Source organism: Longimicrobium sp. (assembly GCF_036554565.1).
Lineage (GTDB): Bacteria > Gemmatimonadota > Gemmatimonadetes > Longimicrobiales > Longimicrobiaceae > Longimicrobium.
The window spans coordinates 1-11,140 of record NZ_DATBNB010000448.1; the positions used below are offsets into that span (position 1 = coordinate 1).

12 protein-coding genes are annotated in these 11,140 nt (G+C 70.5%); 8 read left to right on the forward strand and 4 right to left on the reverse strand.

The genetic code is table 11. From position 1 onward, the window contains the following. The 3 genes from VIB55_RS12290 to VIB55_RS12300 form a co-directional block, all read left to right on the forward strand. Window positions 1–507: CAP domain-containing protein (locus VIB55_RS12290; protein WP_331876939.1), on the forward strand; the 507-nt coding region annotated here is incomplete at its 5' end. Between the two features lie 4 nt (window positions 508–511). Then, window positions 512–784 carry a hypothetical protein gene (locus tag VIB55_RS12295; RefSeq protein ID WP_331876940.1) on the forward strand — a complete coding sequence of 91 codons (273 nt, stop codon included), beginning with the start codon at window positions 512–514 and terminating at the stop codon, window positions 782–784. Beyond that, entirely contained in the window at window positions 781–1,233 is a 453-nt protein-coding gene (locus tag VIB55_RS12300) for a YhcH/YjgK/YiaL family protein (protein ID WP_331876941.1), read from the forward strand. Before VIB55_RS12295 ends, VIB55_RS12300 begins: the two co-directional genes overlap by 4 nt. Window positions 1,234–1,481: 248 nt before the next feature. On the opposite strand, the gene VIB55_RS12305 is transcribed toward VIB55_RS12300, so the two are convergent. From VIB55_RS12305 to VIB55_RS12320, 4 genes are all read right to left on the reverse strand, one after another. After that, entirely contained in the window at window positions 1,482–2,102 is a 621-nt protein-coding gene (locus tag VIB55_RS12305) for a hypothetical protein (protein ID WP_331876943.1), read from the reverse strand. Window positions 2,103–2,189: 87 nt separating this feature from the next. Next, window positions 2,190–3,689, reverse strand: a complete 1,500-nt coding sequence (locus VIB55_RS12310) for an Ig-like domain-containing protein (RefSeq protein ID WP_331876944.1) — start codon at window positions 3,687–3,689, stop codon at window positions 2,190–2,192. A 287-nt stretch (window positions 3,690–3,976) separates the two neighbouring features. Beyond that, a complete protein-coding gene (locus VIB55_RS12315) occupies window positions 3,977–4,837 on the reverse strand; it encodes a L,D-transpeptidase (RefSeq protein ID WP_331876945.1) in 861 nt (286 codons plus the stop codon). 54 nt (window positions 4,838–4,891) lie between these two features. Beyond that, on the reverse strand, window positions 4,892–5,599 hold the full coding sequence (locus VIB55_RS12320; RefSeq protein WP_331876946.1) for a hypothetical protein: 708 nt from the start codon (window positions 5,597–5,599) through the stop codon (window positions 4,892–4,894). 202 nt (window positions 5,600–5,801) lie between these two features. On the opposite strand from VIB55_RS12320, the gene VIB55_RS12325 reads away from it, so the two are divergent. The 5 genes from VIB55_RS12325 (at window position 5,802) to VIB55_RS12345 (ending at window position 11,124) form a co-directional block, all read left to right on the forward strand. Next, a complete protein-coding gene (locus VIB55_RS12325; RefSeq protein WP_331876947.1) occupies window positions 5,802–6,179 on the forward strand; it encodes a DUF423 domain-containing protein in 378 nt (125 codons plus the stop codon). Between the two features lie 31 nt (window positions 6,180–6,210). After that, entirely contained in the window at window positions 6,211–6,891 is a 681-nt protein-coding gene (locus VIB55_RS12330; RefSeq protein ID WP_331876948.1) for a uracil-DNA glycosylase, read from the forward strand. Between the two features lie 75 nt (window positions 6,892–6,966). Next, window positions 6,967–8,460 (forward strand): CoA-acylating methylmalonate-semialdehyde dehydrogenase, encoded by a 1,494-nt coding sequence (mmsA, locus tag VIB55_RS12335; RefSeq protein WP_331876949.1) that lies wholly within the window; start codon window positions 6,967–6,969, stop codon window positions 8,458–8,460. A 64-nt stretch (window positions 8,461–8,524) separates the two neighbouring features. Beyond that, on the forward strand, window positions 8,525–9,886 hold the full coding sequence (locus VIB55_RS12340; RefSeq protein WP_331876950.1) for an aspartate aminotransferase family protein: 1,362 nt from the start codon (window positions 8,525–8,527) through the stop codon (window positions 9,884–9,886). 2 nt (window positions 9,887–9,888) lie between these two features. Further along, window positions 9,889–11,124: a P1 family peptidase gene (locus VIB55_RS12345; protein ID WP_331876951.1), complete on the forward strand. Its 1,236-nt coding sequence runs from the start codon at window positions 9,889–9,891 to the stop codon at window positions 11,122–11,124. The last annotated feature ends 16 nt before the right edge of the window (window positions 11,125–11,140 follow it).

Here is an 11,140-nt window from a genome sequence, read left to right on the forward strand (position 1 = left end):
CGATCGACCTTCGCTGCGCCGCTGCTGCTGGCGGCATGCATGACGATTCCGATCGGCGCGCCGCCCGCGGGGGGCGGGGCGGGGACGACGGGCACCAACAGCGGCGCCGCCGCGGGAGGTTCGGCGATGGGGCAGTCGGAGGTGCAGCAGATGGAGCAGCTCGTCAACCGCCACCGCGCGTCCGTCGGATGCCCGCCGCTCGCGCCGCTGGCCGGGGCCGCGCGCGCCGCGCAGCTCCACAGCGAAGACATGGCGCGCCGCGGCTACTTCGATCACCGGTCGCCGGACGGGAAGCAGCCGTGGGACCGGCTGGCGGCGCAGGGCGTCGGCTACCGTATGGTGGCCGAAAACATCGCCCACACCCCGGGGGCTACGGCCGAGGCCACGCTGCGCGGGTGGATCGGGAGCCCGGGGCACCGCCGCAACCTGGAGAACTGCGCGTACACCCACCACGGCATTGGGCTGAGCAACGCGCGGTGGACCCACGTCTTCGTCACCCCACCCTGAACCGATGAGCGACGACATCCGCCAGCGGCGCGAGGTCCGCCGCCGCTTCCTGGAGTTCCTGTATCGCGCGTCCGAAGAAGAGGCCAGCGAGTACCGCGACGGCTACGAGGTGGCCGAGGAGCTGGAGATCCCCCGGCAAGCCGCGGAGCGCATCGTCCGCTACCTGGAGGACCATGGCTTCGTCACCAAGAGCGGGGGGATGGGGATGGTGGTGCGGATCACGGCGCAGGGGATCGACCACGTGGAGCGGACGATTTCGGGCGAGGACGACGCGTGATCCTGACGACCCTGGCGGATTCGGCCGCGTACGGGGTGCTGGGAAGCCGCGTCGCCGCAGGCTTGGGATGGCTTCGGGAGATGGACCCCGCGATCGCGGACGGGCGGCACGCCATCGACGGAGACGACGTGTTCGCGCTGGTGTCGACGTACCAGACCGGCCCGTCAACGGAAAAGCGGTTCGAATCGCACCGCGTGTACGTGGACCTGCAGTACGTCGCCGCCGGCTACGAGCGCATCCTGCACGCGCCCGTGGAGGCGCTGGGGGTGGAGACGCCGTACGATGCCGCCACGGACGTGGTGTTCTACGCCGAGCCGCCCTTCGCCAGCTCGCTGCTGATGCGCCCGGGCGACCTGGCCGTCTTCCATCCCGGCGACGGCCACAAGCCCGGGTGCATGGCCGGCGGGCGGCACGAGGTGAAGAAGGTGGTGGTGAAGGTGCGGCTGTAGCCTGGGCACAGGCGACTGAAGTCGCTGCAACAACCACACGAAGTCCGCCTCCGCGGACTGGCTTGTCGTGGTGCATCCCACGCCCATCGTGCGCGCCCGTGCTCCGGGTTTATCCGCTTACGGGGCACCGGAGGCGGCTTCCCTCTCTCTCCGCACTCTCCACTCACGCACTCCCGCACTCACACGCACGCAGCCCCGGGGCGCATCCGCGCCCCGGGGCTGTCCCGTTTCCAGTGGACCAGAGGTGTTCAGGGGCGGAAGCGGAAGCCCAGCTGGAAGATCCAGTCGTTCTGGTCCTGGCCGGTTCCGCCCATCGCGCGGATGGGAAGCGACCGGGCGCTGAAGGTGCTCGGAAGCCACCGCGCCTCGGCCGTCATCGACACGGGGCCGTCCCCGGCGCTGATGCCAAGACCAAGGTCGCCGGTCAGGTTCCCCACCCGGTCGTCCTGGTCGTACAGGTCGAAGGTGTAGCTCTTGACCCCCAGCCCAAGCCGCAGGCTCGGGCGCACGGAGGTGGCCCCCAGCTGCCGCGAAAGCTGCACCCCGGCGGTGGGAATGAGCAGGTTGGTGCGCACCGACTGGCCGTCGGCCGGGCGCGATTCCACGGCCCCGCTCAGCACCAGGCGGGGAGAGGCGTACGTCAGGCCGCCGTAGACGGTGACCCATGAGCGCGCGGCGAAGCCCAGCTCCAGCCCCACGGCGGGCGCCGACTGCAGCTCCACGTCGGGGTTCTGGCCGTCGTTCACCGAGACCAGCGGCAGCATGGGCACCAGGGATCCCGCGGAGGTGCTGATCCGCAGCCCGCTCTGCGCCGGGGCGGTGCCTGCCACTCCGAATACGAGGGCGAGCACACCCAGATATCGAATCATTGAAGTCCCGTGTCGGGCGTTGAAGCGTGGTGGTTGCCGCGGAGCGGGGCGGCGCCCCGTTCCGCGGGTCTGATCAGGATCGACAGGCTACTGGAAGATCACCTGCACGCTCTTCGACAGCCCTGCGCCCGCGGCCGTGAACGTCGCGGACCCGGAGGTGGAGCTGTAGAAGCACGCGTACTCGATCCCGTCCCCGCTCTGGTAGTCCCCGCCGCACTTGAACACGGACGCTCCCGACATGGTCAGCGAGAAGTCCTCGACGCGCGGGTTCCCGTACTGGTCCTCGCCGCGGGCGCCCAGGAAGATGGACGAGAAAACCGGGGCGGTGATCGACGGTGTGGTGATGGCCTGAAAACCCTGCGGCCCCGACCGGTACAGCGTCAGCGACGCGAGGGCGGCGCCATTGATGAACACCGTCTCGCTGCGCTGGACCACCGCGCCGTTGGGCAGGGTGGTGCTGAACGCGATGGACTGGGTGTTCCCCAGCTCGCGCAGGTTGGTGGGCAGCGTCCACTGCACGGTGGCGTAGCCCGCCGCATCGGTGGTCGCGCTCGAGGCGGACAGGGTGCCCGCGCTCACGTCGAACGCCACCTTGCGTCCCGCGATGCCGTTGCCCTGCTCGTCCAGCAGCCGCACGCCGTACGAAACCGTGTTCCCGGCGAAAACCGCCGAAGCCGCCGGACGGGACGAGAACTGCGCGGTCATGCCGGTGCTGGTGACATTGACGACGAAGGTGTCGCTCACGTCGTCAGCCGAAACCCTCACCGTCGTGCGGCCCTGGAACCGGGGGGTCACCACCAGCCGGCAGCCGACCTGCGAAACGAACGCCACCGACGGGTCGTCGACCTGAATGGTGACCGTGGGGCACACCGGCTGGCCGAAGCCGTTGAACGCCCGGATGGCCACGGCGGCCGACGAGCCCACGCGAACGTCGGCGGTCACCGAGTCGGCCAGCACGTCCAGCGAGCGGACGAAGGAGCGCAGGTCGTTGCTGACGGTCACCTTTACCGTCGAGGTGAGGGTGCCGTAGCGCGCGGTGACGTCAGCCGTCCCGGTGGAAAGCGCCCGGACCGACCCGGTTGCATCCACCGAGACGACGGAGGGGTTGCTGGAGCTGAAGGAGGGCCGCAGCCCCTCCATCACCCCCCCGCTCTCGTTCAGCACCTGGCCGGGAAGCGCGACGGCGTCGCCCACCGTCAGACGCAGCTCGCCCGTGGGCATGGCGATGGCCGTGGGGGTGGTTCCGGGGCGGGCCGCCACGGTCACCTTGGAGGTGGCCGTGACGCCGCCGTAGGCCGCGGTGATGTTCGCCGTCCCCGCCGACACGGCGCGCACCGTTCCAGTAGCGTCCACCGCGGCTACGGAGGGGTTGTCGGAGGTGAACGTGGGCTGAACGCCGCGGATCACCTGCCCCTGCTGGTCGAGCACCTGGTTGGGAACGGTAGCGACGTCGCCCACCGTCAGCTTGATCTCCGCCGCTGCCGAGGAGATGGAGGTGGGCTCAGGGAGGGTGACGGGCGATTCGTCACACGCGGCGACGCCCAGGGCAAGCAGCGCAGCCGCAAACCATTTTCCTGACGCGAACATGACAACTCCGTAGGTGAGGTGATGGCGGTCCGGGACGGATGAGCGGACCAGAAGCGCGGACGCCAACCGATGGCGCTGGCGCGAGAAGAGACACGGGCCTATGTTGCCCGCTCTTAACACGACACAGTAAAATGGAGCCGTAGGTATGTCAAGAGATTGTCCCAAGACGATCGCTGACCAATCGGTCTGTGGCTCCGCTCGTCCCGCACTTCCGCCCTTCACACGCACGAAGCCCCGGAGCGTATCCGCGCCCCGGGGCTTCGCTCAGACTCGCATGACGTGACCCGTCAGTAGATGTACACCTGCGTGCCGACCGGCACGTTTTTGTACATCCACAGGATGTCGGCCTTGCGCATGCGGATGCAGCCGTGGCTGGCGTTGCTGCCGATGGACGACTCGTCGTCGGTGCCGTGGAAGTAGTAGCCGTCGTACATCTCCAGCTTGGCCACGCCCAGCACCCCCTTGTGCGCCCGCTGCGGGCTGCCCCAGGGCGGAATGATGACGGTGTTTCCGCGCACCGGCACCCGCCCGGGGGCGTACCCGCCCAGCGCGCCCGGCGAGGCGTTGCTCATGTCAACCACGCGGCGCCCCGTCTTGCGGGCGTACTCGATGTAGTGCCAGTTGGGCGGAACCCACACGGGGTCCAGCTCCTTGTGCGTGATGGCCATGCGCCCGCGCGGCGTAACGAAGCGCTTGGTCACCCCGCCCATCACCAGCGTCTTGCCCGACCCCACCGCCACGGGGGCCTTGTACAGCGTGTCCTGCCCCTTCAGGTACAGCACCCGCTTTTCGGCCAGGCTCACCACCAGGTACGGCCGGTTCTTGGGCGCGATCTCTTCCTCGCGCTTGGCCAGCGCCCGCTCGCGCTCGGCGGCCTGGCGCACCAGCTCGGCTTCCTTCTGCCGCACGTACTCCAGCGAGCGCGTGTCCTTCAGGTACGTCATCTCCGTCACGCGGCGCGTCAGCCGCTCGTTCACCGCCCACGCCGAGGTGGCCGCGAACAGCCCGGCCGAAACCAGCACCGCCAGCAGCAGCGTCAGCGCGCCGCCGCGGTAGTTGTGGTAGATGCGGCGCAGCCGGCCCTTGGGCGTGTAGTCGCGCCGCTCGGGGATGCTGTCGGGCCTGCGGGGCCTGAATTCCTTTTCCATCGTCCTGCCTCCCGGCCCGCCAGTTCATGCGGGCCCGTCACCGTGGTTTCCGGCTCAGTAGATGTAGACCGGCGTGTCCTGGCCCACCGCGTCGAAGATGGCGGCAAGGTCCCGCGCCTGCGCCATGAAGGCGCCCGGCTTCACCAGGTCCTTCAGCGGCCCGGCGGAGGGCTGGCTGTAGATCTCCGTTCCATCATCCAGCCGCAGCACGTACCGCCCAAGCCCGCCTGGCACCCGCCGCTCGCCTTCCGCCGGCACGGGCTGGCCGCGGCTCACGTACACCCACTCGGGGACCACGTACGCGGGCGAGGTCTGCTTCTGCGCCACCTTCCGCTCGCCCACGGGGCGCACCAGCCGCCAGGTACGGCCATCCGGCGCCCTGATGATGGAGTCGGCGCCGATGGTGAGCCTGGCGCGCCGCAGCGTGGCCACGCCCTGCCGCAGCTCCAGCACCGAGTCGTCCAGGACGATGGCCAGGTGCCGCTTCTTGGTTTCCAGCGAGCGGATGCGCATGTCGCGGCGCAGCACCGCCACCGCCAGCTGCGTGCGCTTCTGCTGGGCGGCCAGCAGCGAGTCGCGCGTGGCGCGCTGCGCCGCCGTCAGCCGCTGGTTGAAGTACTCGGTTTCCGAGCGGTAGCGGGGCACGCGCGACGCCACCACCCCCGCGGCGCCCAGCAGCAGCACCGCCAGCACCAGCGTTCCCCAGAAGAAGCCGGGGTGGTCGCGCCTCAACCCCCTGCGTCCAGCACGTGGATCGTTCATCTGCCTCGCCGTCCGGTGGTTGCCGTGCCCTCCACGGCCCGGTGGAGCAAGGAATGTTCCCGCGACCCCTTTGTGCCGATCCCACAACGAGTTACACGCGCGGCGGCGGGAAGGTCCGGTTCTCTGGATCCCCCGGTGGCGCAAGCGGGTGCGCCTGCCCATCTTTCGGGCGCGCAGGCCGAACCCCGTACGAACACGAGAGATGAACCGCACCTTCTGGATCCTGGGATGCACCTTCGCGCTGCTGGCCGTGGGCGCGGGGGCGTTCGGTGCGCACGCGCTGCGGGCGCGGCTGACGCCGGACCTGCTGGCCGTGTGGGAAACGGCCGCGCGCTACCAGATGTACCACGCGCTGGCGCTGCTGGTGGTGGCCTTCGCCGTGGGGCGCGCGGCCGGCGGGGGATGGGCGCTCGCCGGCTGGCTGTTCACGGCGGGGATCGTCGTGTTCTCCGGCAGCCTGTACGTGCTGGCGCTTTCCGGCGTGCGCTGGCTGGGCGCCATCACGCCGCTGGGCGGGTTGTGCTTCCTGGCGGGATGGGTGGCGCTACTGCTGGCGGGAATGCGCGCGTCGCCCTCCTGAGCGGCGGGTGACGGATACGGAGCCGAGGTCGATGGAGCTGAAGGTCCTGCAGGACGAGGTGGCCAGCTGCCGCGCGTGCGGGCGGCTGGTGGAGTGGCGCGAGCGGGTGGGGGTGGAAAAGCGCCGCGCCTACCGCGACGACGAGTACTGGGCGCGCCCCGTCCCCGGCTTCGGCGACCCGGCGGCGCGGCTGCTGATCCTGGGGCTGGCGCCCGCCGCGCACGGGGCTAACCGGACCGGCCGCATGTTCACGGGCGACCGCAGCGGCGACTTCCTCTACGCCGCCCTGCACCGGGCGGGGTTCGCCAGCCAGCCCACCTCCGTGCACCGCGGCGACGGGCTGGAGCTGCGCGACGCGTGGGTGACCGCCGCCGTGCGCTGCGCCCCGCCCGACAACAAGCCGCTCCCGCCGGAGCGGGACGCCTGCGCCCCGTTCATCCGCCGCGAGCTGGCGCTGCTCCCCGGCGTGCGCGCCATCCTCTGCCTGGGCGGGTTCGCCTACGAGGCCGCGGTCCGGCTGATCCGCGATACCGGCGGCACCCTGCCGCATCCCCTGCCGAAGTTCGGCCACGGGGTGGTCGTCGCGGTGCAGGGCGGGCCGGCGCTGGTCTGCTCGTACCATCCCAGCCAGCAGAACACCTTCACGGGCCGCCTGACCCCCGCCATGCTGGACGACGTGCTCGCCATCGCCCGCGGCGTGATCGGCGGCTGACGCGCGCCATGGCGGGGCGTGATGGATCGCGATAGCATCCATCACGTGCGCTCCCATCTCCTCCCAGCGACGACCATGCAAGCCACCCTCGCCCCGCCCGTCCACGCTCCGACGCACAAATACCCGGACGTGCGGAACTACGTCGGCGGCCAGTTCGTGGCTGGCGACGGGCCGCTGCTGGACGTGCTGAACCCGGGGGATGGCAGCGTCATCGCCCGCGTTCCGCTTTCGTCGGCCGCGGCGGTGGACGAGGCCGTCGCCGCCGCCAGGAGGGCGTTCCGCGGCTGGGCGGAGACACCCATCAAGGAGCGCGTCCAGATCTTCTATCGATATCGCGCCCTGCTGGAGCGGGACCTGGACGAGCTGAGCCGGCTGATCGTGGAGGAGCACGGCAAGGTGTACTCCGAGGCCCAGGCCGAGGTGCTGAAGGCCATCGAGCTGACCGAGTTCGCCTGCTCGCTTCCGCAGATCACGGCCGGCGAGGTGATGGAGGTCAGCAAGGGCGTGGAGTGCCGCGTGGACCGCTATCCGCTGGGCGTGGTGGCATCCATCGTCCCGTTCAACTTTCCCACCATGGTGCCGCACTGGACCATTCCCAACGCGCTGGCGCTGGGCAACTGCATGGTCCTCAAGCCGTCGGAGCTGGTGCCGCTTTCGGCCGCCCGCATCGCGGCCCTGCTCGCCGAGGCCGGGCTGCCGGCGGGAGTGTTCAACATCGTGAACGGGGCGCAGGAGGTGGTGGAGGCGCTGTGCGACCATCCCGACATCCAGGCGGTGAGCTTCGTGGGATCCACCCGCGTGGCCATGGCCGTCTACCGCCGCGGGACGGGGAACCTGAAGCGCGTCCTGGCGCTGGGCGGGGCCAAGAACCACATCCTGCTGATGCCGGATGCGGACGCGGAGATGGCGTCCAGCAACATCGCCGCCTCCATGGCCGGGTGCACGGGGCAGCGCTGCATGGCGGCATCCGTCCTCGTCGCCGTCGCCGACACGGACGCGCTCATCCAGCGCATCGTGGCGCAGGCCCGGGCGGCGGCGCCGGGCGAGGCGCTGGGGCCGGTGATCTCGGCGGAGGCGAAGGCGCGCATCGAGCGGTACATCACCGAGGCGGAGCAGGGCGGCGCCACGGTGCTGCTGGATGGGCGCAACGCGATCGTCCCCGGGCTCGAGGGCGGCTTCTACGTGGGCCCGACGGTGATCGACCACGTGCGACCCGACATGGACATCGCCCGCGAAGAGGTGTTCGGGCCCGTGCTGGCCATCGTGCGCGCGGCGGACGTGGACGGGGCGCTGGAGATCGAGAACCGGTCGCCCTACGGCAACGCGGCCTCCGTCTTCACCGAGAGCGGCGGGCTGGCCCGCTACGTCGCGGAGCGCGCCAGCGCGGGGATGGTGGGTGTGAACGTGGGCGTGCCGGTGCCTCGCGAGCCGTTCGGGTTCGGCGGATGGAACGACTCGCGCTTTGGCGTCGGCGACCTTACCGGCCGCAGCTCCATCGAGTTCTGGACCCGGTCCAAGAAGACGACCACCAAGTGGAACCGCGAGGCCGGCGTCAACTGGATGTCGTAGCTTCTGCACGGGGGATTCCGCCGCGCCTGGCGGGAACCCGATTCTCCTTCTCCATGCCTGTCCGATGACCGATCTCCTGGCCGCCCCCGTCGAAATGCCCGCGTTCGAGCACGTGCCCCAGCCGTACCGGGGCCCCTCGCGCGAAGAGGTGCTGGCGATGCGCAAGCAGTACGTGAACCCCGCGGTGTTCACGCTGTACCGCGACCCGCTGATGATCGTCGAAGGGAAGATGCAGTACGTGTTCGACGAAACGGGCCGGCGGTACCTGGACATGTTCGCCGGCATCGTCACCGTCTCCTGCGGCCACTGCCACCCGCGCGTGGTCCAGGCCGTCCGCCAGCAGGTGGAGACGCTGCAGCATGCGACCACCATCTACCTGCATCCCAATCTGCCGCAGCTGGCGCGCAAGCTGGCGTCCAAGATGCCCGAGGGGCTCGACGTCACCTACTTCGTCAACAGCGGAAGCGAGGCGAACGACCTGGCCATCACCATGGCCCGGCTGTTCACCGGCAACAACGACGTGATCGCGGTGCGCAATGCCTATCACGGCGGCTCGCCCACGGCGATGGGGCTGACCTCGCACCACACCTGGAAGTATCCCACGCAGGTGAACGCGGGGGTCCACCACACCATGTGCCCGGACCCGTACCGCAGCTCGCTGGACGGCACGCCGGACGAGATCGCCCGCCGCAGCGCCGACGACATCCGCGAGACCATCCGCTACGCCACGCCTGGCCGCATCGCCGCCTTCATCTCCGAGCCCATCCAGGGCGTGGGCGGCGCCACCCGCGGCGACGCCACCTACCTCCGCGAGGCGTACCGCATCACGCGCGAGCACGGCGGCCTGTGCATCGCCGACGAGGTGCAGACCGGCTTCGGGCGGACGGGCGAGAACTACTGGGGATTCCAGAACTCCGGCGTGGTTCCCGACATCGTGACCATGGCCAAGGGGCTCGGCAACGGCGTGCCGATGGCGGCGGTCACGACGACGCGCGAGATCGCGGAAAAGCTGGCGCAGCGCATCCACTTCAACACCTTCGGCGGCAACCCGGTGGCGATGGCGGCGGGGCTGGCGGTGCTGGACGTGATCGACGACGAGGGGCTGCAGGAGAACGCCCGGGTGATCGGGGGACGGCTGCTGGCAGGGCTGCGCGAGCTGCAGGAGAGGCACCCGCTGATCGGGGACGTGCGCGGGATGGGGCTGATGCTGGGCGTGGAGATGGTGAAGGACCGCGAGACGCGTGCGCCGGCCAAGGAAGAGACTGCCGAGGTGCTGGAGGCCTGCCGCGAGATGGGCGTCCTGATCGGCAAGGGCGGGCTGGATGGCAACGTGCTCCGCATCAAGCCGCCCATGTGCATCACCGCGGCGGACGCGGACTTCGCGCTGGACGTGCTGGACCGGGCGTTCTCGCGCGTGGGGGGCTGACCATGCCCCGCCTTGCCCTCGCGCTCGCCGCCCTGGCCCTGCTGGCCGTATCCGCCGACGCGCAGTCCCGGCCCCGGGCGCGCGACCTCGGCGTTCCGTTCGAGGGCACGCCCGGGCCGCTGAACGGCATTACGGACGTGGCGGGCGTCCAGGTGGGGCACACCACGCTGATTTCCGGAAGCGGGCCGCTCGTCGTGGGCCAGGGGCCGGTGCGGACCGGGGTAACGGCCGTGCTTCCGCGCGGTCGCGAATCCAACGATCCCGTGTTCGCCGCCTGGTTCTCGCTCAACGGGAATGGCGAGATGACGGGCACCACGTGGATCGACGAATCCGGTTTCCTGGAAGGGCCCGTGCTCATCACCAACACCCACAGCGTGGGCGTGGCTCGCGACGCGGTGATCCAGTGGATGGTCAGGAAGTACCCGGGCTTCCAGTGGGCGCTGCCAGTGGTCGCGGAGACCTGGGACGGCCGGCTGAACGACATCAACGGCTTTCACGTTCGCCCCGAGCACGTCTTTGCCGCGCTGGACGGCGCCGCTGGCGGACCCGTGACGGAGGGCGGCGTCGGTGGCGGAACGGGGATGATCTGCCACGGCTTCAAGGGAGGGATCGGCACGTCGTCGCGCACGGTGGCCGCGGCGGCGGGCGGGTACACGGTGGGGGTGCTGGTGCAGTGCAACTACGGCGGGCAGCGCGCGCTGCGGATCGCCGGGGTGCCGGTGGGGCAGGAGCTGACGGAGCCGGGCGTGTGCCTGGCCACGGACCGTCCGCCGGTGCAGGAGTGGATGCGCACCACCCCGCGGTGCGGGCAGCGGATATCAGCGGTCGTCGAGCCGCGTCAGGAGGAGAGCGGGTCCATCATCATCGTCGTAGCCACGGATGCGCCGCTTCTGCCGCACCAGCTGGAGCGGCTGGTGAAGCGGACGGCGCTGGGGCTGGGACGCCACGGCAGCATCGCCAGCCACTACTCCGGCGACATCTTCGTCGCGTTCTCTACGGCCAACCCCGGCGCGGCGGTCGCCACGGGCACGCCCGCGCTGACCATGCTTCCCAACGACCGCCTGGACCCGCTCTTTACCGCCACGGTGCAGGCGACGGAAGAGGCCGTGACCAACGCCCTCGTCGCCGCAGAGACGATGACGGGCATCGACGACCTTCGCGCGCACGCCCTGCCGCACGACCGCCTGCGCGAAATCCTCGCTCGCTACAATCGCCTGGCGCCGACGACCCGCGAGTAGCTCACGCAGCGACCGT

Bases quoted from the DNA above. Each gene is read 5' to 3' on its own strand.
- VIB55_RS12330 (WP_331876948.1), top strand. From the start codon at position 6,211: ATGGAGCTGAAGGTCCTGCAGGACGAGGTGGCCAGCTGCCGCGCGTGC.
- VIB55_RS12315 (WP_331876945.1), bottom strand. From the start codon at position 4,837: ATGGAAAAGGAATTCAGGCCCCGCAGGCCCGACAGCATCCCCGAGCGG.
- VIB55_RS12340 (WP_331876950.1), top strand. From the start codon at position 8,525: ATGACCGATCTCCTGGCCGCCCCCGTCGAAATGCCCGCGTTCGAGCAC.
- VIB55_RS12345 (WP_331876951.1), top strand. From the start codon at position 9,889: ATGCCCCGCCTTGCCCTCGCGCTCGCCGCCCTGGCCCTGCTGGCCGTA.
- mmsA (WP_331876949.1), top strand. From the start codon at position 6,967: ATGCAAGCCACCCTCGCCCCGCCCGTCCACGCTCCGACGCACAAATAC.
- VIB55_RS12310 (WP_331876944.1), bottom strand. From the start codon at position 3,689: ATGTTCGCGTCAGGAAAATGGTTTGCGGCTGCGCTGCTTGCCCTGGGC.
- VIB55_RS12325 (WP_331876947.1), top strand. From the start codon at position 5,802: ATGAACCGCACCTTCTGGATCCTGGGATGCACCTTCGCGCTGCTGGCC.
- VIB55_RS12305 (WP_331876943.1), bottom strand. From the start codon at position 2,102: ATGATTCGATATCTGGGTGTGCTCGCCCTCGTATTCGGAGTGGCAGGC.
- VIB55_RS12320 (WP_331876946.1), bottom strand. From the start codon at position 5,599: ATGAACGATCCACGTGCTGGACGCAGGGGGTTGAGGCGCGACCACCCC.
- VIB55_RS12295 (WP_331876940.1), top strand. From the start codon at position 512: ATGAGCGACGACATCCGCCAGCGGCGCGAGGTCCGCCGCCGCTTCCTG.